Origin of the sequence: Paenibacillus qinlingensis, assembly GCF_031455095.1 — a bacterium.
Taxonomy (GTDB): Bacteria; Bacillota; Bacilli; order Paenibacillales; family NBRC-103111; genus Paenibacillus_E; species Paenibacillus_E qinlingensis_A.
In genome coordinates, this window is sequence record NZ_JAVDSB010000022.1 from 1 (window position 1) to 26,057 (window position 26,057).

Here is a 26,057-nt window from a genome sequence, read left to right on the forward strand (position 1 = left end):
GACTATGCACTGCCTGTCAGCTATGTACTTCCGCCACCTCGCGGTGCACTGGAGACTTTCACTCCTTAGTCGATGCGCTGCCAAGCGCACAAAAGAGCACCCTAGGGTGCCCTTTTAAGATCAACTATACTAGTTAGCACTAACCTTCCTGTACTTGAGGAAGCTGCCAATCCGCCACACACAAATGTACAAATACGCCATAACCATCGTTAACACAGCGAATTCTGAGGGATCCAAACCTTTAAAGTATTGAGAAAGTATCAATCGAACCGCAATGACTGCCGCGATCACATATTTAAAGTTTGGATTAGGCTTCGAATAGACGAACCCATCCTCCCGCTTCTCATATCCCGTGTGGTAGAGCATAATACTCCCTAACGCCACGCCGAGAACGCCTGCACATAGCAGCTCCCATAAGGCAGGAATATGAAAAGGATGATCAGGTATATGTGTCAGCGAGTTAATACTCAGCCCGAACACTATCAGAAGCAGGAAAACGGGAATCAGCATGCCTCTTCCTTTATTTCGAATGGGTTTTGCTTTCCCTCGTGTGCGAAGCCAAATGACTAAAATAATAACAACAGCACCGATGCCATAACCGATGAGTGTTTCAGCATTCATTTCATAGTGCTCCTTTCGACGACTAATAGTATGAAAATTATACGGTTACTCGTAAGAATTTACCTCCGTCTTGAGACGGAAAAAGGCACCCCGCAGGGTGCCTAGTTGATTGGATATATGTAGCTTATCCCGATTAGGATTGAAACATTTGCTTCACTAATTCTTTATTCCGCTTCTTGAATGCTTGATTGTGCGAAGAGACCATTCCGAACTTCTCTGCTGTAGGCTGAATGTACTGTTTCGCTTTATTCACCGCATTCGCCGCGTCTTGGAAAGCTCCCGCGATCAGATGCACTTTGCCTGAATGATTAAGAATATCCCCAGCTGCATAGAGTCCTGGTACAGAGGATTCACTGTTCGCATTACCCGCGATATAGTAATTTTCCGCTCTCTCGATCTCAATTTCACTATTTTCAAGCAAGGTTGTATCACGATCATAGCCATGGTTGATAATGACTTCGTCCACTAACACAGAGGAAACTTCTCCCGTTTCATGATTCGTCAGCTCAACACATTCAATAGATGAATCTTCACCAGCAGCAAATAACTTCGTAATGGACGTATTTAAGTGGCAGATCGCCGTGCCGTTCTGTAACTGTTTCACTTGGGCTTCGTGTCCGGTTAGCTGCTCTTTACGATAGCTGAGAATGACCTGCTTGGCGACAGGCTCCAATTCATTCGCCCAGTCCACAGCCGAGTTGCCGCCACCGGAAATGACGACCGTCTTGTTCTTGAAGCGCTCAAGCGACTTCACCGTATAGTTCAAATTCGCAACTTCGTAGCGCTCTGCGCCTTCAATCTCTAGCTTTTTGGGGTTAAGGATGCCGGAACCGACAGCGACGATCACGGTTTTGGAGTAGTGCAGCTGGCCTGAGGTTGTGCGCAGGACGAAGATATCGTCTTCATTTTTACCGATAGCTTCCACTTTCTCATTCAACACAACTTCTGGGGAGAACGTAAGCCCCTGTTCGACAAGCTGATTAATCAGCTTCGCTCCTGGCGTCGGTGTAACACCGCCAACGTCCCAGATCATTTTTTCGGGATATACATGTATTTTACCGCCTAGATGCGGTTGAAATTCAATGATTTTGGTCTTCATTTCACGAAGTCCACTATAGAAAGCCGAGTACAGACCTGCTGGTCCCCCGCCGATAACCGTTACATCAAACAATTCGTTCTCTTCCATGCTTATTTCACTCCTTAAGTACCCAATTGCGATTGAGAATCATTATTAATGAATGATACTGCGTTTTGGCGATTTTATCAACTGAAAAAATGCTGAATACGCTGAGCAGGCCTCCTCTATCGGATAACTGGAAACATTCTTCCTTATATCTGCCTTGTTTCCGCACGAAGATTGGTAGTATGATAGGGTGACACTTATATTAACCAGAGGTAAATTAAATAATGAAGATCAGAGATTGGGACATTAATTTAAAAATCCGCCTCGGCGGAGAAACTGCTTTTAACGTTATTTTTTGGGCATTTTTCCCGTTTTTATCGATCTATTTTGCCAACTCTTTCGGTAAAGGCTGGACAGGCGTTCTGCTGATTTTGTCGCAGGCGCTTTCGGTCTTCGGCAATCTGCTCGGCGGCTACAGCGCGGATCGGTTCGGCCGGAAACGGATGATGGTGATTGCTGCTCTAGGACAAGCCCTAGGTTACGGGATCTTCGCACTCGCCGCTTCTCCCTGGCTGGCTATGCCTGTTATTAGCTTCATGGGCTTCAGCTTAGCTAGCTTTTCTGGCTCCTTGTACTGGCCAGCCAGTCAGGCCATGGTCGCAGATGTTGTGAAGGATGAGCATCGCGCCAGCGTGTTTGCCATCTTCTATACCGCGGCGAACATGGCTGTCGTCGTCGGACCTTTGCTAGGCTCTCTCCTCTACAAGGACAACCCTTATCTCGTTCTAGCCGCGGCTTCGGTCTTCTGCGTTGGGCTCGCGCTTATGATGGCACGTCGCTTAAACGAGACACTGCCGCAGCAGTTAGCCGATCGCCATCGCTTACAAGCTGATACCCCTTGGTACCATGCCATTGCGGTCCAGCTGCGCGACTACAAGATTATCGCTACAGACCGTGTATTCCTGCTATTCGTCATTGCTGGTGTTCTGCTTTCGCAGACCTTCATGCAGCTGGATCTGCTCTTCCCCGTTTTCTTGGAAGAAACCATGCCGTTAACGACGATCTTCTCCTACAATGACTGGGATCTCCAGTTAACGGGCAAGCAGCTATTCGGCTTAATTGTCTCCGAGAATGGTTTATTCGTCGCCATTTTCACGGTCATCGTGACTAAATGGATGCTGATGTATCGCGATCGCTATGTGTTCATCGGCGGGGCGCTTTTCTATGCGCTGGGCATGGTCATGTTCTGCCAGATGTCCACTTTCTGGGGACTGACAATCGCCATCGCCGTCTTCACACTTGCTGAGCTGATGTCAGCAGGACCACAGCAAGCCTTCGTGTCCAGACTGGCGCCGGATCATATCCGCGGTCAATATTTCGCGGCCTCCAGTTTGCGCTACACACTCGGGCGCACCATTGCGCCACTCTCCATTCCGATCAGCAGCTGGATTGGCTTTACGTGGACGTTCATCTTGTTGGCGGCACTTGCTGTTCTGTCAGCAGCCATCTACAACATGATGTTTAATCAATATGATCGACAGTCTGCGTCTGCACAATAGACGTGGTTGAACAGAAAAAGCACCCCTAAGGGTGCTTTTTTGGGAGAGGAGACATGATCCTGTATAGATTCATTTCATTTATCGTTGCTGCCTTAGTCTTCATTTCCATTTATATGATCTCTTTGAAAATTGTTCGATTTGTCATCTTAGATCACTTAACGCTGCGCTTACAACTGCAAAGTCTGGTTGAGATCATCACTCTGCTAATTATCGCCGTTATTTCTCTGGTTTCAACGGTCTCCTTGCTGAGATATCTCGTGCGACATCGATAGCGTTTCACTTGTCGAGTCTACCGTTTGGCCTCACAAGCAACGCCATCGCCGTCACCATCCAGCTTGGCGCTGTAACCAGGCTCACCTCGCTTGATGTTATACGCTCCAGCTGCATTCGCCTCCTTGCAGGAGTTATAGGATGCGGCTGGTTTCGGTTGCGAAGATGGGCTTGGCTTCGCCGTTGCTGTTCCAGCTGTGCCCCCTTTCACCACACCTTCATGAAACCCATCCTCTTGCGCATAATTTTCCACGCTCCAGATGTTCAAGCCTTTCTGCTGTGCCTGCTTCTGAATCTCCCGGAACTGATCCACATATTTCACATTAGGCGGGTAGATATAAGCCACACGGGCATACCCATTTTCCAGCAGCAAGGCGTTGAACATCTGATCCCCAATGTAGAGATAGCATAGCAGTCTGCCGTATTTATCCCGCTCCGACACATCCATTTCCAGTTGGACATCTTTGCCTGTAAGCATTGTTTTTGCATAATTGGACGCATCCAATGCGAATGGTTGCACCGGCTTCTCAGGATCTACGCTCTCTGGCGTATCCACAAGAAGTAAGCGAATTGTTTCTTCCTTGACTTTGCCGCCCTCGGTAAAAGAGACTTTCATCGTATCGCCATCAACGACGCGGACAACCTTAGCTGGAATACGCTTGCTGTTCTGCGCTGCTGAAGGCGCTGTCCCTGCAGTGGTGGCTACGGTCGATGACTTGCTGCCATGTGCAGCTGATTGACTATTCTCTCCCTCGGAGGGGCTGCAAGCCGTTGCCAGCAGCATAAGTAGGCTGAGTCCAGCAGCGACGATCTTCCTTTTTGCGATTATCATGAATGCCTCCAAATGATGACTGTTTCTATCTGTCTATGAAAGTATAGCAGACTTCAGACCTGGATGAATTCCTAAGCATGAAAAAAACGGCTTCCGCCGTCGTATTCGTTCGTGATATGCCATTGTTCCTACGAATCACCGTGTAATCACTTGGCCGTCAGGCTTTACGATCACCAGCCGATTTCTGCTTGTCATTTTGCTCGCAGCAGCCACTCCATTGGTTGGAGGTGGAGGGACAGGAAGTGACGTTCCGCATGAACAATCCTTGCTGCATGAGGTGATGGAAAGGTCACCGTCTGGTACATTTACGTTAAAGGAGCCTAGCAACGAGTTTACACTATCCAAAATATCTAGACCAACAAAAGAAAACATGACAATGTCATCTGTCGCGCCTAGACTTTCTACCAAAGTAATGGCATAAGGACCTTGGAAGGTTATCCCTAGGAAATTAAAATAGCCTGAACCGCTCACTTCTAATACCGTATCTCCCGTAAGCGAAGTGTAACATTTCGGAAGACTAGCGGAGCTGGACGTAAATGAACCGTCCTCGACGGTAAAATAGATCAAGCTCCCCTCCATCCTGCAATTGGGGCAAATTTGCAAACGCAAGGTCATTTCTTGCTCTTCCACATAACTGTTGACCATACCGCTGCAACTGCAGCATTTCTTCTCTTTCTTCGACGACGCGTTGCCTACATTGACATTAATTATTGGTTTCACGGCCACTTCAACTTTGTTTTTTTGCTCTTTCTTTTTATCATCCATAGTCCCTTCATCCTTTCTAGTTGGCATTGGGCCCTATAGGGACAAGGACCAATTACTCTATTCTATGAATAGCAACTAGTTAAGGTATGGGGACATTCCTAGCATTCATGCACCTATTTACGCTTCCTACCCTTATAAAATCACATCGTATTTCATATAAATCTGGTGTCGAATACTCGCTCTTAAACGATTCAGCACATGCATTCTTTCCAATTCCAATTTCAAGAACTCAAAGTTTTGTATATTATTCAAAGCTTCCAGACGATGCTTCGCCAACCAAATTTCTTCTACCTGTCTGCGCGTTTTCACTTTTTGTCTGCTAGTCATCGTAATCATCCTTACATCTCCTCATATCTACTTGTCATTTGTTGTTGCTGTTGTGACAAGCATACGGTCGAGATGTGTCAGACAGATGTCAGGATGTTACTTTTACTAACGTTAGGGCAAATATGGAGCCTTGCTCAGTACTTTCGCGTAAGAATAGCTGCCCTCCCTGTGCCTGAGCAAGCATCAGACTGTAAGGCAATCCTAAGCCCAGCCCTCTCACTTTATGCTTTTTGACACTTCCCCGGTAAAATCTTTCAAAGATATAAGGCTGTTCGTCTACCGCAATGCCCTTCCCCTGATCTGCTACATAAATCCCGATGTGTGTATCATTGTAATCATAAAGTGAAAGCAACAAGGGGCCACGACTAGCTCCAGCATGCAAACTGTTGTTGAGCAAGTTGATCAGAATCTGTTGGATGCGACCTGAGTCTCCTTTGATTTGAATGCTATCTCTTACACTCTGTATGTGAATCTCCAGCTTCTGGTGCTCCTCCTGTGCAATTTGCCACTGATATACGACTTCGCGGACAAAAGCGTTCAACTCCATTTGCTCATTCGTTGTTCGCAGCGCTCCGGTTGCAAAACCGTTGAAGTCGAGCAAATCTTCGACCATATGATGCATTCGCTGCGCTTCTTTCAAGGATAGCTGAATGAACTCCTCGCTCTCCTCGCCTTCAACCACTTTATCCTGAATCGCTTGCAAGAGCCCGCTTATCGACGCAACAGGCGTCTTCAACTCGTGTGTGACGCCCGCTAGCAATAGTGTACGAAGCGATTCCAGCTGCTTTAATCGGCTCGACATCTCTTGAAAAGTTGCGATTAACTGAGCAACCTCCTGCTCCTTGCTGTTACTTTTAAACGTCACATCGTAGTTGCCTTGCATCAATTGTTCGGCTGCGTCAGCGACTTCCTTAATTGGTTTAATTAGACGCCGAGTTAACATATAAATGACGAACCACCCCAACAAAGCACCTCCTGTTAAAAGCATATAGAGCGTGCCGTAGTCGACCTTAACCTCTGTGACCTCTTCCGAGTGAATGCTCATATAGATAGCCCCCACAATCGTATCCTTGTAGGTGACTGGCGCGGAAAACATATAAATATCCATGCCAGCTTCATCTTTCTTCGTTTTATAGCTCGAGGTTGTCGGCAAGATGCCATCCAGCATCTCTTCCGGTGGTCCCAATCGGCGGGGATCTCCGGTCAAATCACGTGGTCCGTCCTCTCCACGGGGAGGACCTTTGCGGGGATCACCACCATCACCTGGAGTACCTGGACCATCTGGACCACCTGGTGGACCACCGGGCTGCGGCCCGCCTTCTTGCGGGGGTGGAAACACAATTCGCTGATCAGCTGATTTGATATGGGCCTTAATCGGATTCTTGAACTCCAAATCTTTCTGTTGATTCCTGAGCAGAACAGCGATATCGTTCGTAGGGATGAATTCCCCCTTATCACTAACGACCTGTTCCGCCATCCGATCTGTAATATGCTGGATCGTTTGAATGCGATTCTGCCTAGTCGTGTACTCCATCCATTGAACAGCTAACAGACCAACCACGATGATCCCGACGAGTAATGAAACAAAATAAGTACGTGACCACACCTGCAGCAGCGATAATCGCTTTTTACTTGTCATTGACATAAAATTGGTACCCCAATCGATGCATCGTTCGAATTTCGCCCTCGTTCGACGACCAATTCTCGAGCGCTTTTCGCACTCTTTTGACTACAAGATCTACGGCTCTATCGCTTCCGTCATAATCAATATCCCACACGCTATCGAGCAAATGTTCACGTGTAAACACTTAATTGGGATTCTCTGCTAGCAATAAAAGGACAGATAAATCTCTCGGTGTCAGCAGCACCTTCGCTCCATTCAGATACACCTCATGCGACTGAAAGTCGATCTTCAGCGAGCCGTAGTAGCGAACATGTTTCCTTTCCATCACATGGGAGAACCGGCGCAACACCGCATTAACGCGAGCAACAACCTCCGCTGCTACGAAGGGTTTCGTTATATAATCATCGGCACCCAAGTTCAAACCGGAGAGCTTCTGCTCTGTTTCGGACAAGGCCGTCAGCATGATGACAGGACAAGCGCTCTTCTCGCGAATAGAGGTTAAAATCTCCCAACCATCCATCCCTGGCAAATGTATATCAAGCAGCACGAGATGAGGTTGAATCCGATCGAACACGTCGATCGCTTCCGCACCGTCGTGTACGGTAACGACTTCATAATGCTCTTTTTGCAAATAGGCAGCGATAACTCTCGCGATCGCAATTTCATCTTCGATAATCAACACTTTTTTCAAGATTTTCTCTCCTTCTAGGCTACGTATCCAGCGTTCGACTTGTCCTTTATTCCACGTAAAGTACGTGTATTCCTCGTTATGTGTCGAAGTATGTCGCAGCTGATGGTTCTCGTAGGCCGAGTCTACACGAATAAGATGTCAGGGGGATGTCAAAGCATGTAGACAAAAAAAACAGTAACTCTTGTGTCACTGGGTCACCAATGATTCATGTTTAGATGTATAAACTACAGCTAATGTGCTCGAATTCTCCGGATTTTCGTGATTAGATGGAAAAAGTGCATCTAATTTGCACGGAATATGAAGAATCGAGCAAATCGAAGATATTTAACTGCAGAAATACAGTTAATCTTCTAAATTGGAAAATTGCGCTACAAATAGATGGAGAAAATCCAGTTAAATTGCGAGAAGCAGGTATACTTACTACGCATCGATCATTAACGAAAAGAGGCTGCTTCAAAGTCTAAACTGACTCTGAAACGGCCTCTTTTTCATATTTCTATCGCGTTCCACTACGAAACGAAAGCGCCAGATCCAACACATGCCCCGTTTCATCATAGGAGCCCATATCCATCTTCTGATTACCGTCAAAATCAGCAACGACAGCACGCCTCTCTTTGCCTTGTGCCCAAGGGCCAAATTCGTTATCCAGCGGCTGGAAATGGTTATCGCCCTCGTTCTGGAATACCCGCCAGATGCCCGTCTCCGCGTTATACACAATCAGGTCGCTTCGCCCATCACCATTTGTGTCGCCGACTAGCAGCTGATCGCTATTCCCAAAGGAAACCCCACCTGCTGTTTGGGGGTCAGCGAACAGGCCTTGCCCTTGACGATACATAATGGATACACGTCGATCCTTATGAGAGACACACAGGATATCATCATCTGCAGCAGTGTTTTGCATATGAGCTGTGAATATTTCGGCATCTTCGGGCAGCTTCGTGTCGGACTCTTGATACGTCAACTGCTGATTCAACCAGTTCACTTGCACGAGCCCCTTGTCTCCTCTAGCAATCAAGCCCATGCCGCTGCTAGATCGAAGCGTACGAAGAGAGGAAAGTCCTAAAGGTAACGCCCCCATTGCGCGAACTGGCAGGAACTGTTTCTGATCGGCTATGGCTACCCGCACATTGCCTGTTTCTGCGTTATACGCGAGCAGATCTTGTCTGCCATCATTATTGACATCCACAAGCAGAATCTGCTCTTCAGGAGCAAACGTTTCTCTTAACCATACTTGCGAAGCTTCCTGCGGGCGATTTCTAGGCATTTCATAATTTCCAGGAATAACTAGAATACGATGGAGCTGTCGCACGACCACATCCGCATGTCCACGACCTGTTACATCGCCTAGCATCACATTCTGCAGCTTCGTTCTAGGTGGCAGTGTAACACGATGTGCAGGAGTAAAAGGGACGATATCGTGCAGTGACATCCAGCGGTAATCTAGCTTTTTAAAGCCTGCAATCAATTTATGCAAGTAAGACGATGTATCTCCCTCTTTATACTGATAGAGAGGAATACCCTCTTTCACTGCTGGATTTCCATCCGTCCCTATTACAGGTTCAAGGTGTGAAAATTCTAAAAAAGGATGGAAGTAAAAGGAGGCTAATCCATCATCCTTTGCTGCCTTATCCAACATTTGATCAACTGATTTGTCGTCGCTGATGTAGCGATATGGCGCAGGGATATAGACCGAACCCAAACTATCTTGTCCGTACGTATTAATCGTATCATAGGTATTCATATCATCACGTGCGCTTTTGGCGTAGAGATCAGGTTGATACATCAGCCCGACGAAAGAACGAAACACGCCTTGCTGCTCGTGGGTATCTTTATAGTGGGGAGACTCCCAGAAAGCAGGATGTAAACCTGCCCTAGCAAAGGCAGCCAAGCTTTCTTTCATCCGTTCCGCTGCATAAGAGAGCTCTTGCGTTTCCGGTGCATCCTTAATGTTAAACTCAGATCCTATTCCTGAGTTTTGCTCGCCATCCGAACGATAGGTCTCCCCATACTGATGACGGTACCCATGCATGCCTAATACACCGCCATGCTGTTCAGCCTGCTGAAGAACCTGAATAAACGCGCTGACAACTTCGTCTGGATTGGGGTCGTCAATCCCCTTTTCCTTCCAGACACCATCATCTTGCAAGCTCATCCTTCTGGGAATTACCGCCACATGAAAGGGTACATCCTCAGACTCAATGTAATTCATGACGGCCCGCAATTTCCCCAGGCCCTCGAGTGTATTGTAATCACCACCTAGTCCAACATCCTCCAGTCGGATCATGACATGACGTTTCCCTGCATTAGGGGAATCATTGGTCTCTGTCTGAGTTGGGATATAAACGGCCAGCGCAACGGCTGCTAACAGGCCACCAACGATACCAATTCCAATCTGCTGCCACAATTTACGTTTCACGCTTGCCTGCTCCCCCATTATGTAAAACGTAGATAATACCTATGATTTCGACATTTTCTCCTAAATTATATATGAATCTAGGTCTTCTTACTATAAGAGTTTGAACAGAGGTCAAAATGAGATAAAGCAAGGCGTGGCGCGCTTGGAATCGCTTCCATTTTAATGAAAAAACTTCCAACACAATACGTTAATAATGCCACTGCTTATAGGTAATAGATTCGCCTGCTGTCTCCTGTTTGCTATTAGCTTGTTTCATTTTGTCGGAGTTGGGTAAGAATAAAAATAACACAATCTCTTTACTTCCAGATAATATTGCAATGACATAAACATCGTATCCTAAAGATATCTTATTGTGACGGAGGCATCCGACTATGACAGCAAAAATCGGTTTCGTATTTTTCTGTATATTGTCCCTATCGGTTCTAGGTGTTGCTGCAAAAGAGAGTCAACCAGAGAAGCTATCAGAGAAACGCACTGACAATCACATTGTTCGTCCTTACTCGCCTGCCCTTTATGACTCCACGGAACAATTCGAGTATGAATTCGAGTGGCAAAATGGAAAGATTATTGCAAATCCACAGTAAGAAACCTTTTCCTACATAAACGTTAATTGACTAGTGAACTCAAATAAACCCCCGACTTTCACAGTCGAGGGTTATACTATTTTATTTTGTCCAATACACTTCTTCTTTACTGACTAAGCTGCTTACCAATCTTCTTACTCATCGTCCCGTTCTTCTTCCCCCACTCGCCCATGCTCTCTAGGATCGGTATGAAGCTTCGTCCTGCTTCCGTCAGTGAGTATTCCACCTTGGGAGGAACCTCCTGATACACTTTCCGATGAACCATGTCATCCTTTTCTAACTCTCTCAACTGCGACGTCAGTATGCCTTTGGATACGCCTGGCACCAGTCGTTGCAGCTCACCAAATCTCCTTGTTTCCCGTAAATGCCACAGAATAAGGATTTTCCACTTCCCAGCAATGACATTTTGGGTATCGGTAATGGGGCAGACTTCGATTTGATCCTCTGGAATTTCCCCCTGAAATGTTGTTCGGGACATGTCGAATCCCTCGCTTTCTCCATGGTCTTATTTTTGTGACTATGTTATATAATTATGACTACTTACATTTTTAGAGATACTATAATAATATATGACTATAACGAATTAACCAACAACTTTTTTATAAATAGGAGGACATTCATCATGTCAAAAATCGTGATTACAGCAGCAACAGGTGAGCTTGGTAAATTAGTGGTTCAGCACTTGCTGAACAAAGTACCAGCGAGTGAGATCGCTGTAAGTGTTCGCAATGTCGAGAAGGCCGCTGAATTTGCAGCATTAGGCATTGAAGTACGATACGGTGATTGGGATCATCCCGCTTCATTGGAGCAAGCTTATGCGGATGCGTCCAAACTCTTACTCATTTCTTCCCCGCAAGATGAATCGATCAGTCGTGTTCGCAAACATGTTAGTGCAATTGAAGCCGCTAAGAAGGCAGGCGTTCCCCACATTATCTACACGAGCTTCGCCTTTGCTGATGTAGATGCTTTCGCTCCTCTAGCTAACGTACATTTAGCAACCGAATTTGCTCTGAAAGCATCAGACATTCCAACTACGATCCTACGTAATACGTGGTATCAGGAGCTTTATGTTAATCCTAGCTTGCAAGCGTACATTGATAACGGCAGTATTATAAATTCCGCTGGTACAGGAAAAATTAATACAGTGACACGCGATGACTTGGCGCTAGCGACAGCAACCGTTCTTGCCGAAGATGGGCATCAAGGCAAAGTCTACGAATTAGCATCATCCGAATCATGGAGCTTCGCAGAATTAGCAGACATTTTATCTGACATATCCGGCAAAAAAGTAACTCACCAATCCGTCTCTGATGCTGAGTCCTTCCAAGGTATGGTTCAGGCGGGGCTTCCTGAAGGTCTTATACACTTCCTAGTGGCAATTGATCGTAAAATGGCCGCAGGAACAGAAGGACACACATCCCCAGACCTTGAGAAACTCATCGGGAAGAAACCAACTTCCATTCATGAAAGTATTGCGCTATTATTCAATAAATAATCTATGTTATCCATTATCGAGGTGAACCTTATGCAAGTTGAAATTTGGTCGGACTTTGCTTGTCCGTTCTGTTACATCGGCAAACGTCGCTTTGAGCAAGCCCTAGCGAGCTTTGCACACCGTGATCAAGTTGAAGTTGTCTATCGCAGCTTCGAGTTAGACCGTCATGCACCTGCAAGCGTCCCGCATGACGTATATGACATGCTCTCTTCCAGATACGGCATGAGCCGCCAGGAAGCGATCTCCATGAACGAGAAAATGCGTCAGCAAGCAGCAGCTGATGGGCTTGACTTTCAGTTCGATGGCCTCGTACTGACGAACACCTTCGATGCGCATCGGTTGCGGCTATACGCCGAGCAATATGGCCAGGGTGCCGCGATCTCCGAGCTGTTGTTCCGCGCCTATTTCAGTGAGTCCAAGAATGTAAGCGACCACAGCATCCTTGCAGACATTACGGAAGCGATAGGACTTGATCGCGAAGAGGCCCTGTCCGTGCTCGCCAGCGATCAATTCGCTGAGAACGTACGCGCCGAAGAGGAGCAAGGCAGTCGCCTCGGTATCCGCGGCGTTCCTTATTATCTCATCAACGGCAAACATGCGTTGTCCGGTGCACAGCCAAGTGGCGTCTACTTGAACGCTATGCAACAGCTATGGGATGCCGAGCGACCGGCACAGGCTGCTGAAACAGCCAGCGACGAGGCTTGTATAGACGGCACGTGCGCGGTTCCGAACAAACCTTAAGTATCGACGTCTACTCCTATTACCAGAAGAAGCACCCAGCGGGGTGCTTTTTTCTTGTTTCTTCGTTCTCAGAAAGCAATTTAAATCGGTTATACAATGTACCCCCTACCCCACTTTCACATAGAATAATCAAGCCACTAACGGAAAAAAGAAGCCGGAAAGAATTATCATGTATTAGTAAATATTTGGAAACACCTTATCTCAATTATATGGTAAAGTAATGTTGATCGACATTTTTTGAGAAATCCCCAAACTTCAACAGTCAGATGAGGTTCGAAATGGATCTACTTATCGATATGAAAACGATGCTGCTGACTCTCGTCATCGGGCAACTTTTTACGGCCGTGTTCATTATTGCCTACTGGCGGCGTAAGGACGAAAGTACAATTCGGTATTTCTTCTATGCCAAATGTACGCAAGCCGCGGCTTGGCTGCTTTTAATGGTTCGTGACGGCATTTCGGATACACTAACGGTATCTCTTGTGAATTCATTGCTATTTATTGGATACACATTTGAAACGATTTCCATCCTGAAAATTCAACATGCACTGAGCAGGCCGATTCGAAACATGTATGTGGCTTTGACCCTTTTCAACATAGTTGGCTTCCATGGCATCTTGCTTTTTTACAACGAGGAGAAGTTCCGGATTTCCTTTGTTTCCTTAGGCATCGCTATGGGACTCCTAGTTCCAGCCTTCCACATGATTCGTAAACGAGCTGCCTCTACATTGACTAAAGTCATTGGCTATTTCTACCTGATCATCGTTACTGTACTTCTTATTAGGGTCGTCAGCGCTTTATTTTTCGGCACACTAATGAGCTATTATCATCTCGGCGGTAATCAGACTATGATGCTGCTTAGCCAGTATCTCGCTATGTTTGCAGGCAATACAGGATTCATTCTCTTGATGAAAGAACAGACCGATCAGGCCTTACTTCGACTGGCCAACTATGACGATTTGACCGGTACGCTCAACCGGAGAATGTTCGTCACCCATACGAATCAATACATGGCTGATTACGAGAAGAAAAAGAAGCCAATTACCTTGATGCTGTTTGATATTGATAACTTTAAGTCAATTAATGATTCGTTCGGTCATGACATCGGGGATCAAGTGCTTGTTGATCTCTCGAAGCGAATGAAGGATCAGCTGGGTGCGGATGATCTATTCGCTAGATATGGCGGAGACGAATTTGCCATTATCATACCCGGCATGAATGAACGGGAATCAACGCTCTATTCTGAGAGGCTCAGACAGGCCGCTGAAAGCTCGCGTGTTTCTGGATTGAATATCTCCTACACGATCAGTATCGGCGTTCTCACGATCACCCCCAATGAGGGGACACACTTTGAAGATCTTTACTCGACTTGTGACCAAGCGCTCTACCAGGCAAAAAGAAACGGACGGAATAGCGTGTATCGCGGCTATATAAGATGAGGCTGTCGCATTCAGTTTGAGCGATAGTCTTTTTGTTGTTGTGTCAATAGGCTGAAATCCGTTTACATGAGCAGCGACGGCTTAATCACTGTTTGTGACAAACTATCAAACACTTCCTTTTTTCAAAATAAGGACGACAAATTTCCTGATACTTTTTAACTCATTCTTGTTAATTTAAGGCTAAGCACAAATAACCCTCACAGAGAGTAGGTAGGTAAGATGATTTCTCTAAATGATAAGCCCATGTATCTAGCACACTTTGCAAAGCTAATCCACATGGATGAACATCGGCTATTTCGTATATGTAAGGGGATCGAGGACAACGGCTATCGATTTAACCGTAACGAAAATGGGCATATTGATTTATCGGAGAATGATATTACGGTCGTGTTGAGTTTTTGTTTGTAAAAAGGGTAACAAATAGACCTCCTTAGCCGATTGCGCACAAGAGTGCGCTAGGGCGTCGGCGCTGCCCACGAAAAAGACTGCCCTAAGTAGATAATTCTACTTAGGGCAGCCTCCATTATCTGTATATGCTGAAACAAATTCAACGTTACTTAGGGTCCTTTGGATCTTTCGGATCTTTTGGATCTTTAGGCTCCTTTGGGTCCTTTGGGTCCTTTGGGTCCTTTGGGTCCTTTGGGTCCTTCGGATCCTTATGGTGTTTATCCGTGTAATCCACTTTCGGCGCTTTTAATCCGCCGGCCAGAACGGTGTCTCTGATGTCCTCACCGAGGTAGAAGCTCAAATGCGGCGGCTGATTATACGCCGTGTTCTGCCATGCAATACCGTTTCGATACACGGGATCATGCATAAGTGTATAAATTCGATACTCCGTAGGAATTGTCGTACTGAAGATTCTCAGTTCCGAGCTGTCCGTTGTCGGCAGAAGAACTTCCTCACGCCAATCTCCTAAGATATCGGCTTGTAAGGTAGGCGTCGCCTTGGTGCCATTGTTACTGACGACGTCTGCAAAGCTTTTGAACGGCTCCGCCTTCTTCGTGATTGGATTAAATTTGGTAATGGATGTATTATCCAGCAATTCATTTAATAAATCCCCGTCCCAGAGAAGCGAGAAGTTAACGGATACACCTGCCGTTCTAAAGCTATCCGCTTCAACCTGTCCTTGGACGTTGTAAATGCCACCTCCAGAAGCTGGCGTCGTACCTCCCGTACCCCAGAATTCAAAGCCTGGGCTTGCAGTAATATTGGACGCCAAACCACGCCCTGTGTCTACATAACCATTGTAGGACATCAAGGTTTCACCGGTTGCAGCATCATGGAGTTCTACGGATGCCACAGACGGAACTTCATGTACCGCCATAACCTGAAGGCCTTCCCGTGCAGGATCAAATGCCCCTACATGTAGCGCATCACCGTGTGAGCCCTGTTCACGCTGCATCTCGCCATCCATTTCATAGAGAATGGAACCGTCCTGATCCAGGGTCAACGAACCTGCAATTATTTCGTCGAAACCATCGTTATCAACGTCCGCTGTGGCTAGATTATGGAAGCCTAAGCCCGCACCTCTGCCCACTTGAGCGGAGTCGAAGGTCCACTCTTCTTTGAGCTTGCCACGAACTAGGCTATAGGCCACATACGTCGTCCGTTCATAATAGCCTCTGCCAAAAATTGCGCTCGGCTTCACGCCATCCAAGTATGCTAATCCAGCAAGGAAACGGTCCGAACGATTGTGCCACGTATCTCCCCATGAAGCGACATCCCCTAGCGGGAATGCATAATCAATCGTGTCGATGACCTTCCCCGTTTCTCCTTTAAATACGGAGATATATTCGGGCCCACCAAAAATATGGCCAGCCTCATTCACCCATTTGCCATTATCCGCTGCATTGCCAATTACATTGATAACCTTGGTGCTATCGAACTTCCCGCCCGTTACCCCGTAGACGGTAGTAGCATCCGCCGTTTTAATGAGGAACTCACTTTTGCCGTCTCCATCATAGTCCGCAATAATAAACTGATGATAGTGGGCTCCCGATGTGAGATTAAGCCCCATATTCATCCGCCATAGGAGCGTGCCATCCATTTTATAAGCGTCGAAAATCGTAGGCCCCGTCATAGCGTTCTGCGAGCTGTCGATGGCATTGGAGGGATACCACTTCACAACAACCTCGTACTCACCGTCACCGTCCAAGTCGCCTACACCCGCATCATTAACACTATATGTGTAGCTGCCTGTAGCCGTTGTTCCTCCTTCAGGCTTTTGCATCGGGATAGAAAGATAATCATTAGCCGCAGCTGTCGCCGCTGCTTTCGAATCTGATTTCCCCTTAACCAGCGTCTCCACTTTGTAGTCATCACCTGGGACACCAGCCGCATCCACATAATTGGTAACCGACAATGGTGACGTATTCAGCTTTTGCCCGTTGCGGTAAATGTTGAACTTCACATCGCGATCATACTCATCTGCCAGCAGACGCCAACTTACGAATATGCCTTCAGTTGATTTCAGAGCAATTACTCCTCTATCCAGCCATTCTGTCTGTCTTGCCTTGTCTGGTGGCGTAAGGCGGTTGTAGACATATTGGGTCGCATATCTGCCAAAACCGTTCTCCAAACTTGCCGGAACGGCAAGCTCTCCCTGAAACGTATACACGCCAGGCACACGCGGGTTCCAAGGTGTTCCAACATTGACCCACGAACTTACAGGAACAGTTGCCTTACTATTATTGGCCAGAGTAACGCTAACCGTTGGCGGTAATCCGATAGATTGAATATCCCGCTTCTTGTCTACATACACCGTGTGATAGGCTAACTTATCCACTTTTGTTATCCGATTTTCGGGGATAGGCTTATGATACACACCAAAGTTATCGAGGTACGTCGTCCAGGCAATATTATTGCCAGAAGTTCGCATGCCCACCAGTTTTACCGAAGCTACCGAACCGTCAAAAGCTACCCCTTGCAACGAGGACGTAAATTCTTGACTGGTACCTGCAGCTTTGTCGGTAAGCTTCAATTTAACGGCTTCATTTTCCACATCCAGATTGATTCCTACCTTATACCACGCCTGAGGATTAGTGATCCCCGTACTAGCAGCAGGCTGCTTTCCTGCAAAATATTGCAATGGCGAGTTATTCGTATTATTTACCGTAAACACCGTATTGCCCGTGCTATCTAGGAGTCTAAACTCACCGCCATTTTCGCTAGGATTACTCGCGGCTTTATCATTAACCTTGCCAGGATACCAATCAAATTCAACGAGAATTTGGCTGCCTTTGACCGAAGTACTAAAGTTCTTGGTCGCTACTCGCCCACCACTTTGGTTCGTCTGGGTAAACTGCAGCATCGGGGTGCTATTCCCCGCTACGCCATATGTATTAATAGATACGGTGGCATTCGCCGTCGTAAACCCCCAGAATGCAGGATCCACCGCAGCCGTATCGCCAAAATCACTATAATAAACGCTGTCGAGTTCGGTCCCGCTTGTCCCTTCAGCTGCGGACGCCATGGACCAATTTGGCATAAAGAGAGCGCTTGCAAGAAGTAACGAAACGACTTTTCTCCATGGTCTGTTAGATCGCATTGTTATTTTCACTCCTTCTATTCGAGTTATGAGAGACTCTTGATTACTCTCGCTACTTCCTCGTCGTGCAAGGTTTTACATAACTTACGAATCACCTTTTTGCCATCGGTCAGAACCGCTCCCTCATTCCCTCCCCGCCAGACAAGAATCGATGACCATGCCCCATACAGCTCCTACTTGCTGGTAAGTTGGCCCCTGTACTAACTGTAGAACCTGACAGATTGCACCGTCTATTAGACATTTTTATAAAATGAAACACTTAAGCAGATAGCCATTTGACAGGTATATGACATTTTTGACTCGACTTCTCTTTTCTTGATTGGTTAGGTTAAAAAGTAAAAAAAACACAAAAAATAGACCTCCTTAGCCAATTTCAGCCAAGAAAGATCTATTTCCTAGTAATATTTATGATTTACACGGTTTTCGTAAGCTCCATCATCTTGGCCTGCGATTCCTTCAGAATACGCACCAGAGATTGCACCTTATCAAACTCATGATCCCCTGGACCATAGTTGTCCATGAACATTTTTTTCAGCAAATCTGCGTAAAAAGTAACCCGTTGCTCCAGCGCATCATGCTCGATCTGAATAATTTCTTCAATGGAATGATTGCCTATGAATTCTTCGGTCTCATCTACAGGATCTTGCCATCTGCCGCCCCTGCGCTCCGCAGGATTAGACTCTTGTCTCTCATGTGACGGATCCAATTCAATCGATGTTCGTAAACTGGATAAAGCAATATTTTCTTTTGCCAACATGATTTGAAAATATTTGTTTTTGAATAAATCAATGATGACGAGTTTGCATAACTCACGGTTTTGAAGGAGCATGCCATCAAAGGGATGGATGGTCCAGTAACCATTTTTCAGAAAAAGATTTAGTTTGAACATTTCGCTGCCATAGACATATTCGATGTTAATATTTGATTCGGACATAATCTCAAATGAGAACTCTAACATAGATGATACCTCCCGGAACGATAGACATTTCCTTTTCGCAGCTATTCTATAGGTCTATTTACTGCCGACAACCCATCTTAAACCCCAATTATAAGCTTGATCCATTTCGGGGTGTCCCTTAAAATGCCGTACGATTCGCTCAATACTCAACGTTTCATCGTTCACATTTTGAATCAGAGCAATTGCACACATCGGGAGATCGTTCTCGTGCTCATCGAGTTTAACAATGATGTCTGGCCCGCCATTTTGTTTTACGGTTACTAGGCCATCGGCCTCCGACCATCTCGACACACCCTCATAGATGAAGGTAAAAATGAGTATCCGTTTGAAATGAGCCAGCTTAGTTCCATTAATTCGAATGTTCTCTCCGGTTTTAACAGAACCTGTGCGATCATCTCCATCAAGAGCTATAAAGGGTTCCCGCGTAAGTGATCCAAATGTATTCCCCAGCGCCTGAATTAACCCTTTACTACCATCCTTCAGTTCATAGAGGCAGGCCAAATCAAGATCGATCCCGTTTGGTGAATCTATCCAGAAGGCGATGTCTTCTTTTGGCTTTTGATTCCAGTTTAGGTTGATTAAGATTTCCCCCAGATTTCCCGATTTCTTCTCGAGGTTGATTTTATCTCCCTTTTTCGTTAACTCGATTTTCGAAAGTTTAATCGGTGCTAGCTTAGCCAACTCCGGCTCCGGCTCCGACTTCTGACTCTGCTTCGGTTCCGGTTCTGGCCGTGCGCTCTGCTGATCCTTATTTACAACGACACCATAGCTCTGACAAAGCGCTTTAAGGCCTCCAGCATAACCAGCGCCGATCGCGCCAAACTTCCACTCACCGTTGTATCTATATAATTCTCCTATAACAATCGCCGATTCTATAGAGAAATGGTTGCCCAAGTCATAACGAAGTATCTCTTGCCCTGTTGCTTGATTTGCGAAACGGATATAGACATTGCGAATCTGGCTAAAGTTCTGACGCCTCGCCTCACTTTCATAGATCGTAAGCGTAAAAGCCATCTTATCCACGGCTGTCTGTACACGTTTCAGATTGATCTGCAGTTCTCTTTCATTCGCCTTCTTCTCGATGTATGTCATAAAGCTATTGCTCGGGTTCCCGTAAAAGATAAGATCCTCGTCACCACGAACTTTATTGTTCTGCGCAAGTAAAAAGGCCGACGTATCGAGCTCGATTTGATTGGGAGTCTCCCAACCGATGAAGACAGCCAAGTTAGTAAGTGTTGTATGTACTTTCGTTACATCCACCTTTTGTCCTTTGATCACAGCAACAGCGCTCATGTTGACTTCACCCTTCTTCTAAACATATATAAACAGAAGGGTGGCAACCAGAAGGCAACCACCCTGTACAAGCGAACCTAGCTCAAGCCATAGTTCGTTACTAGCGCAGCCAAACCACCTGCGAAGCCACTACCGACTGCCTGGAATTTCCAATCTGCCCCATAACGATAAAACTCACAGAAAACAACCGCTGTTTCGATGGAAAAGTCTTCTCCCAAATCATAGCGAAGAATCTCATTCTTGTTCGCATCATTGACTACTCTGACAAAAGCATGACTGACTTGTCCAAAGTTTTGGCCGCGTTGCTGTCCATCATGAATCGTAACCGTAATTCCAATTCGACTGATCGCTTGTGGAACTTTGGCGAAATCGATCATAATTTTCTCATCATCGCCGTCGCCTTCCCCCGTACGATTATCTCCTGTATGAACAACAGCACCATCATAGGCTTTCAGGTTATTATAGAACACAAAATCACCAGCTGATTTTGCTTTACCATCTTCATGAAGAAGAAACGCAGAGGCATCGAGATCGAAATCTCCACCACCATTATATTTATTCGTATCCCAGCCAAGTCCTACAATAATTTTGGTTAGACCTGGGTTGGTTTTGGTTAGGTCAATGCGTTGACCTTTGGATAAATCAATCGACATAGTTATCTCACCTTTCAAATAGATCATAGACATGCATCATTGGGTTCTCTATCCAGTATATAGGTTTGGTTACATAAACCGCAATGATTCGACGCCTAAAATCCCCTAAAGTGGAACATGTCTAAGCCGAATTGACTAATCAGCAGTCACTTCTTCCCATGCAAGATATTTTTTATATAGCTAGGCAATACAAAGGAAGCTTTGAACGTTTCAGGATCGATATACTTCGTATCCTGCCACTGCAAATGACTCAAATCTGCCTCCAGAGGATCCCATTTCTTTGAGGCAATTACAAAGCTCCATATTCCCCCAGGAAACGTAGGAATAGTACATAAATAGGGATGTACTATTGGGAACAGCTTGCTCAGACTTTGAACTGTATTCCTAAAGATACTCTGGTTGTAATAGGGAGAACCTGATTGAAAGACAACGATGCCATCATCTGTCAAACTATTGTATACGTATTGATAAAATTGTTGCTTGTATAGACTGGTTGCTGGTCCATAGGGATCAGACCTATCTACAAGAAGTACATCTAAATTCTTTTTCTGTTCTTGAATCCACTTATACCCGTCCCTATATATCATGCGGATACACCCTTCACGCTCATGGCTGCCTTCTTTGGTCATCCATGCCCGGCATACGTCAACAACTCTTTGATCAATTTCCACTACGTCGATCTGCCCCACACTTTCATATTTCAGCGCTTCACGGGAAGGGCCACAATCGCCCCCGCCGATCATTGCCACTCTTTTAGGTTCGTTATGAGTGGTCATTGCAATGTGCGTAATCATTTCGTTATAAATGAAGCCGTCTTTGGTTGTAACCTGAGGGGTTCCATCGAGAACTAACATACGGCCGAAACCTTTCGTATCAACGATACTTATTTCCTGAAAAGGTGATTGTTCGTAATAGAGCAGCGCTTCGACTTTATAGCCGACCTCCATATCAAGTTCCGGTATATCGTCCCATAGCCACAGTTCCTCATTTGTTTCTTTGTAATAGCCAGTCAAAGAACTCTTTCTGTTCGTCACACGTTTGCCCCCCCATTTGAGCATTGTGAAACTCTATCTAGTAACAACCCATCGGACCCGTTATTTTCGCCTGTAACGAAGTCTTTCATGTAATACGAAAGGTATTTACCATATCCACTGTCTGTTTGAGACAACAGTTCGTCAACAAAATAAATACCTTTAGGAATTTCATCAAGCAACAGCGTGGATATAGCCCCATAGATACCGCATGCTACCTGGAAATAGGTGGCGTTCGTCTTGAATTCGGCAAATACGCTTTGATTACTCATGACGTTGTACATAAATCGTTCCTTATCTTTATACACGAGCAGCACACCTACCAAATCTTCCCCTTCCAGCTCGGCTTCTGCAGGGTCTAACACCCTATGATTCCAATTCCAAAGCTCGTCAGCATTGCTGAGATTGGCACAAAGTAATTCCGTTGTAACGTCATTCACCCGATATATAAAGCCTGTCTCCATGTCGTATGCTTTTCCCAACGTAATAACCTCTTCATGTGGCATCAAGCATCCATAAAACTGTTTGTTCCCTAGAGACACCTTAAACGCCAGTTCATACACATCGTTATAAAGAAATACAGGCATATTTCGCTTCATAAACATAGGATAATTCAATATGGCTTCATCCAAGAAGCATTCGGGAGACCATGTGGTATAAATCGTTCTTTTCTGAACTATCGACTGATCGATATAAAATGAATTATCATGCTCAATGATATAGCATCCAAGCGGCATTTCGCCGGGAGCTTGCTTCATCACTTCCAAAGCCATCCACTGCACGACGCCTGGATTCATACCAGATCCGATAATCGCTTTCATATTCGTGAAGCGTCCTCTATTTTCTTGAAAAATACGGTATCGTTCCAATAATGTAAATCCTTCAAGCTCTTCGTTTTCGTCCACCCACGTATTCTCTAAAGCTGAATTAATATACGGAATGCCCAATTCATCGCAGCATTGGAGCATCTCAACGGTATCTGCCCAAGAGATATCGATGACAAGCGTTGTCTTCGTACGGGTTAAATGCTGTCGAAACATTTTCAGATTACTCAAATCAAACTGATGTAACGTAATTGCATGGCTTAAATGAGGGAGCATTGATTCGTAATAGGCCACGTCCTTTTGCTTCAAATCGATTAAATGAATGTTACACTGACTGATAAAATGATAGATAGGGTCATTAACATCTTGAACCGACTTGTCTAATATGGCAAAAACGGATTTAGCTACTCCTCCAGCACTTCCAAGAATACTTATAATAACCTTCTGGTTGTTCACATCTACTCATCTCCTATTTACTAAAAATACAATCTAGTAATAATTTTCATATACAACTCCCTTCCTTCTTTTCTTTTGTCTATCATTGATAGAATATGTAGATTAATTATCATTTGACAGAGTCAGCTATCTTGTAAGGGTAGTGATTCTGACACGGAATTTATATGTCAATCATATTTCCTTTTCCTATCGGGCTATTAAACAAACCATTCCTACTAGAATTGAATACATATAGTAGGAATACTAGTGAAGGAGAGTGGTGGCTTATCAAAACATTCCGAGCAATCTTAAGAGGTCGAAATGAGGTTCCCCCAGTACGAACTATTGCCAGTGGAAACGCCTTATTACAGCTGAACAACAGAGGGAACCAACTCAGTTTTATTCTTGTTGTACGAAACATTTCTCGCGTGACACAAGGGCATATTCACCTTGGACGAGCAGGTCAGAATGGTCCCGTTGTTGCCTTTCTGTTTGGTCCATCTAAATTTGGTATTTCTGTAAGACGAGGAGTCGTTCGAGGCATCTTGACGAGTGCAGATTTAGTCGGCCAACTTAGAGGAAGATCCCTCCAGGATTTGGTGCGCGAATTCGAAAACGGCAATGCCTACGTGAATGTCCACACCATTCAAAATCCTGATGGGGAAATTCGAGGCCAAGTCACTCGTTAAGGACTCACTCCACCCACGTACAAAAGAAGAAGCACCTCAATGGGTGCTTCTTCTTTTTGCATTATGGTGTCACGTACTACTTTTTAAGCGCACTCACAATGGCATTAACGCCGTACAATCTGCTGATCGGACCAAAACCATAGGCAATTGAGCCATCCATTTTGTACACATGATTTGCTTTCACGGCTTTAAGTGATTTCCAAACGTCCGTTTTCTCCCATTCGTCCGCTAGAGCAGGTAGGGATTTATCCGTGTAGTTAAAGTATCCTAGGAAAATATAATCTGGATTGATTTTAGTTAAACCTTCAAGGCTAAGCTCTGCGCCTTCTCCATTCGCTTGCTCCGGCGGCTTCAGACCTAGCGGCTCGTAGTAATGACCGGCATATTTGGTGCCTTGCAGCCACATATTTTTCTCTCTGACCTGAGCGTAGGCAACCGTTCCTTCTACACCTTTCAGCTGATCCTTCGCTTGCGCGAACGCCGTTGTGAACTTCTCTATTGCTTGCTTCGCAAGATCCTCTTGTCCAAGCATTTCACCAAACTTCGTCATCACACCTGGCCAGTCATTCCAAACATCCATCTTCGTTTCATCAAGGAACACAGTCGGCGCAATTTTCGACAATTGATCTGCCACTTTTTTGTTCGTCTCTGTACCCGCGATGATAAGATCAGGAGCATATTGCAATAACTTTTCCAAGTTGACTTCCGTATTCTCACCAACGATCGTAATATCTTTATATTTGCTCGTATAAGGCTTGTACAACTCACTGCCCATTTGCGATTGCTTTTCCGTAAAAGGAAGTGCAACAGCAATTGACGGAACTTCAAAACTTAGGAAATCCTCCGTCAATCCCCAATGAACAAGCGCGACCTTTTCTGGTTTCTTCGCGATCGTCACTTGTTTCCCGTCGCCACTGGCGATCGTTCTTGGAAAGCTTGCCTTAGCCGTCGATGCGCTAGCTGTAGGCGTCGCAGACGGGCTGCTGCTGCTCTCACTGCTGGACTTGGAGCTGCTGGAGCATGCGGTTAGTAAAAGGAATGCCACCATCACACACGCTGTTAGAAGGGGCATGTAACTTTTTTTCATCATCATAATCTTCCTCTCGTGAACGCTGAATGAGTGATAACGATTATCATTATCGGTTTAATATTACCACTCTGTCCCGCTCACGCAAATAGAGATTTTCCCGATAGCGGGATGGATTTATTCCTTATTCGTTCCCTTTCAGCGAGGTTGGCGACCTACCATAATGCTTCTTGAACAGTCTACTGAAATAATAAGCATCCGGGTACCCTACACTTCGGGCGATGTCCCTCACGGCAAATGGCGTCGTCATCAGCAGCTCATAGGCAACCTTCATCCGATATTGAATCAAATAATGGATGGGTCCTATCCCTGTGCATCGTGAATGACAAAGTCACGTTAACCGCTAGCGGCTTGCCAGCGGGCAAAGAAGTCCAAATCGACTGGAACACGATGGTGGGTAGTCGTGTGACGGCTGCAGGATTTTCCGAGAGTGCCAAAAAGTTAACTGTGCTGACCTCTGATGAACAAGGGAAACTTACCTATGATTTCCGCATTCCAGTCGATTTGGGAGGCGTGCCTCATCGGATTGACGTTAAGATCGGCGACGATATTTATGGGCAGGCCTACTATACCATCCATCCCTCCATTGTTAGCATGACGCCCACTTCCGGACCTGCCGGCACCGCGGTTACTGTTGAGATTCATGGCGTGGGCTGGACGGAGTATGATAATGCTTTTTATTTGACCTATGATAACAGCTACATCGGCTATATGTGCGGCTTTAACTCGCAAGGGCACGTCAAGTTCACGATCAATGTAACCGGGGAACCGGGCTATCACATCATGGATCTCTATCCGGGTATTTATCGCGGACAGAAACAAAATCCGAACATTTATGTAACGCCACAGCTCACCTACGACCAAGATCATCCAGGTTCAGCGATTCCAGCGATCCGATTAGGCTTTGAGATTACGGCTCCCGATAAAGAACATAAGGATGAAGTTAAGAAGTAGCAGCAATGCACTATAGTTCTAGATCAAAAGAAAGAAGCACCTTCGATGGGTGCTTCTTTCTTTTATATGGTGGCGTATTTTATGTGCCCCTTGAATTCA

General features: G+C 45.6%; 24 protein-coding genes and 1 pseudogene. 8 read left to right on the forward strand and 17 right to left on the reverse strand.

What is annotated here, in order from left to right; translation table 11 throughout:
* Positions 1 to 129: 129 nt before the first annotated feature.
* Positions 130 to 621, reverse strand: a complete 492-nt coding sequence (locus J2736_RS30680) for a CcdC protein domain-containing protein (protein WP_310502382.1) — start codon at positions 619 to 621, stop codon at positions 130 to 132.
* A 133-nt stretch (positions 622 to 754) separates the two neighbouring features.
* Positions 755 to 1,807 (reverse strand): NAD(P)/FAD-dependent oxidoreductase, encoded by a 1,053-nt coding sequence (locus J2736_RS30685; protein WP_310502383.1) that lies wholly within the window; start codon positions 1,805 to 1,807, stop codon positions 755 to 757.
* 221 nt (positions 1,808 to 2,028) lie between these two features.
* Between J2736_RS30685 and J2736_RS30690 the strand changes: the two genes are divergently transcribed.
* Together J2736_RS30690 and J2736_RS30695 are read left to right on the forward strand one after the other, a co-directional pair.
* Positions 2,029 to 3,303, forward strand: coding sequence for an MDR family MFS transporter (locus J2736_RS30690; RefSeq protein ID WP_310502384.1), 1,275 nt, complete (start codon positions 2,029 to 2,031; stop codon positions 3,301 to 3,303).
* Between the two features lie 53 nt (positions 3,304 to 3,356).
* Positions 3,357 to 3,575 carry a hypothetical protein gene (locus J2736_RS30695; protein WP_310502385.1) on the forward strand — a complete coding sequence of 73 codons (219 nt, stop codon included), beginning with the start codon at positions 3,357 to 3,359 and terminating at the stop codon, positions 3,573 to 3,575.
* A 17-nt stretch (positions 3,576 to 3,592) separates the two neighbouring features.
* Here the strand turns inward: J2736_RS30695 and J2736_RS30700 are convergent, their stop codons facing one another.
* The 6 genes and pseudogenes from J2736_RS30700 to J2736_RS30725 form a co-directional block, all read right to left on the reverse strand.
* Positions 3,593 to 4,405, reverse strand: a complete 813-nt coding sequence (locus J2736_RS30700) for a thermonuclease family protein (protein ID WP_310502386.1) — start codon at positions 4,403 to 4,405, stop codon at positions 3,593 to 3,595.
* Between the two features lie 135 nt (positions 4,406 to 4,540).
* Positions 4,541 to 5,170, reverse strand: a complete 630-nt coding sequence (locus J2736_RS30705; protein WP_310502387.1) for a hypothetical protein — start codon at positions 5,168 to 5,170, stop codon at positions 4,541 to 4,543.
* Positions 5,171 to 5,302: 132 nt separating this feature from the next.
* A complete protein-coding gene (locus J2736_RS30710) occupies positions 5,303 to 5,506 on the reverse strand; it encodes a hypothetical protein (RefSeq protein WP_310502388.1) in 204 nt (67 codons plus the stop codon).
* A gap of 79 nt (positions 5,507 to 5,585) precedes the next feature.
* Positions 5,586 to 7,142: a HAMP domain-containing sensor histidine kinase gene (locus J2736_RS30715; RefSeq protein WP_310502389.1), complete on the reverse strand. Its 1,557-nt coding sequence runs from the start codon at positions 7,140 to 7,142 to the stop codon at positions 5,586 to 5,588.
* Positions 7,126 to 7,812 (reverse strand): annotated as a pseudogene (locus tag J2736_RS30720) (response regulator transcription factor). The gene J2736_RS30715 and the pseudogene J2736_RS30720 overlap by 17 nt, the downstream one beginning before the upstream one ends.
* Before the next feature lie 496 nt (positions 7,813 to 8,308).
* Positions 8,309 to 10,228: a DUF2334 domain-containing protein gene (locus J2736_RS30725; RefSeq protein ID WP_310502390.1), complete on the reverse strand. Its 1,920-nt coding sequence runs from the start codon at positions 10,226 to 10,228 to the stop codon at positions 8,309 to 8,311.
* A gap of 371 nt (positions 10,229 to 10,599) precedes the next feature.
* Between J2736_RS30725 and J2736_RS30730 the strand changes: the two genes are divergently transcribed.
* A complete protein-coding gene (locus J2736_RS30730) occupies positions 10,600 to 10,812 on the forward strand; it encodes a hypothetical protein (protein WP_310502391.1) in 213 nt (70 codons plus the stop codon).
* A 106-nt stretch (positions 10,813 to 10,918) separates the two neighbouring features.
* Here J2736_RS30730 and J2736_RS30735 read toward each other — a convergent pair whose 3' ends face one another.
* Positions 10,919 to 11,290: a winged helix-turn-helix transcriptional regulator gene (locus J2736_RS30735; protein ID WP_310502392.1), complete on the reverse strand. Its 372-nt coding sequence runs from the start codon at positions 11,288 to 11,290 to the stop codon at positions 10,919 to 10,921.
* Between the two features lie 144 nt (positions 11,291 to 11,434).
* Here J2736_RS30735 and J2736_RS30740 point away from each other — a divergent pair, with 144 nt between their 5' ends.
* The 3 genes from J2736_RS30740 (at position 11,435) to J2736_RS30750 (ending at position 14,487) form a co-directional block, all read left to right on the forward strand.
* A complete protein-coding gene (locus tag J2736_RS30740) occupies positions 11,435 to 12,307 on the forward strand; it encodes an SDR family oxidoreductase (RefSeq protein WP_310502393.1) in 873 nt (290 codons plus the stop codon).
* Between the two features lie 30 nt (positions 12,308 to 12,337).
* The gene (locus tag J2736_RS30745; protein ID WP_310502444.1) at positions 12,338 to 13,048 is read left to right on the forward strand and encodes a DsbA family oxidoreductase; all 711 of its coding nucleotides are present in this window, start codon (positions 12,338 to 12,340) and stop codon (positions 13,046 to 13,048) included.
* A gap of 278 nt (positions 13,049 to 13,326) precedes the next feature.
* Positions 13,327 to 14,487, forward strand: a complete 1,161-nt coding sequence (locus tag J2736_RS30750) for a GGDEF domain-containing protein (protein WP_310502394.1) — start codon at positions 13,327 to 13,329, stop codon at positions 14,485 to 14,487.
* Positions 14,488 to 15,040: 553 nt separating this feature from the next.
* On the opposite strand, the gene J2736_RS30755 is transcribed toward J2736_RS30750, so the two are convergent.
* The 6 genes from J2736_RS30755 to J2736_RS30780 all read right to left on the reverse strand — a co-directional run bounded on the left by J2736_RS30755 (position 15,041) and on the right by J2736_RS30780 (position 23,249).
* A complete protein-coding gene (locus J2736_RS30755; protein ID WP_310502395.1) occupies positions 15,041 to 18,034 on the reverse strand; it encodes a rhamnogalacturonan lyase in 2,994 nt (997 codons plus the stop codon).
* Between the two features lie 412 nt (positions 18,035 to 18,446).
* Positions 18,447 to 18,992 (reverse strand): hypothetical protein, encoded by a 546-nt coding sequence (locus J2736_RS30760; protein ID WP_310502396.1) that lies wholly within the window; start codon positions 18,990 to 18,992, stop codon positions 18,447 to 18,449.
* 54 nt (positions 18,993 to 19,046) lie between these two features.
* Positions 19,047 to 20,285 carry a TerD family protein gene (locus tag J2736_RS30765; RefSeq protein WP_310502397.1) on the reverse strand — a complete coding sequence of 413 codons (1,239 nt, stop codon included), beginning with the start codon at positions 20,283 to 20,285 and terminating at the stop codon, positions 19,047 to 19,049.
* A gap of 77 nt (positions 20,286 to 20,362) precedes the next feature.
* Positions 20,363 to 20,938, reverse strand: a complete 576-nt coding sequence (locus tag J2736_RS30770; protein WP_310502445.1) for a TerD family protein — start codon at positions 20,936 to 20,938, stop codon at positions 20,363 to 20,365.
* Between the two features lie 146 nt (positions 20,939 to 21,084).
* Complete coding sequence (gene speE, locus J2736_RS30775) at positions 21,085 to 21,972, reverse strand: polyamine aminopropyltransferase (protein ID WP_310502398.1); 888 nt, start codon at positions 21,970 to 21,972, stop codon at positions 21,085 to 21,087.
* Positions 21,969 to 23,249, reverse strand: coding sequence for an S-adenosylmethionine decarboxylase related protein (locus J2736_RS30780; RefSeq protein ID WP_310502399.1), 1,281 nt, complete (start codon positions 23,247 to 23,249; stop codon positions 21,969 to 21,971). The genes speE and J2736_RS30780 overlap by 4 nt, the downstream gene beginning before the upstream one ends.
* Positions 23,250 to 23,515: 266 nt before the next feature.
* Between J2736_RS30780 and J2736_RS30785 the strand changes: the two genes are divergently transcribed.
* Positions 23,516 to 23,917, forward strand: a complete 402-nt coding sequence (locus tag J2736_RS30785; protein ID WP_397342017.1) for a CHRD domain-containing protein — start codon at positions 23,516 to 23,518, stop codon at positions 23,915 to 23,917.
* A 76-nt stretch (positions 23,918 to 23,993) separates the two neighbouring features.
* Here the strand turns inward: J2736_RS30785 and J2736_RS30790 are convergent, their stop codons facing one another.
* Together J2736_RS30790 and J2736_RS30795 are read right to left on the reverse strand one after the other, a co-directional pair.
* A complete protein-coding gene (locus tag J2736_RS30790) occupies positions 23,994 to 24,989 on the reverse strand; it encodes an ABC transporter substrate-binding protein (RefSeq protein WP_310502401.1) in 996 nt (331 codons plus the stop codon).
* 139 nt (positions 24,990 to 25,128) lie between these two features.
* On the reverse strand, positions 25,129 to 25,278 hold the full coding sequence (locus tag J2736_RS30795; RefSeq protein WP_310502402.1) for an AraC family transcriptional regulator: 150 nt from the start codon (positions 25,276 to 25,278) through the stop codon (positions 25,129 to 25,131).
* A gap of 44 nt (positions 25,279 to 25,322) precedes the next feature.
* On the opposite strand from J2736_RS30795, the gene J2736_RS30800 reads away from it, so the two are divergent.
* Complete coding sequence (locus J2736_RS30800; RefSeq protein WP_310502403.1) at positions 25,323 to 25,958, forward strand: hypothetical protein; 636 nt, start codon at positions 25,323 to 25,325, stop codon at positions 25,956 to 25,958.
* Positions 25,959 to 26,057: the final 99 nt, after the last annotated feature.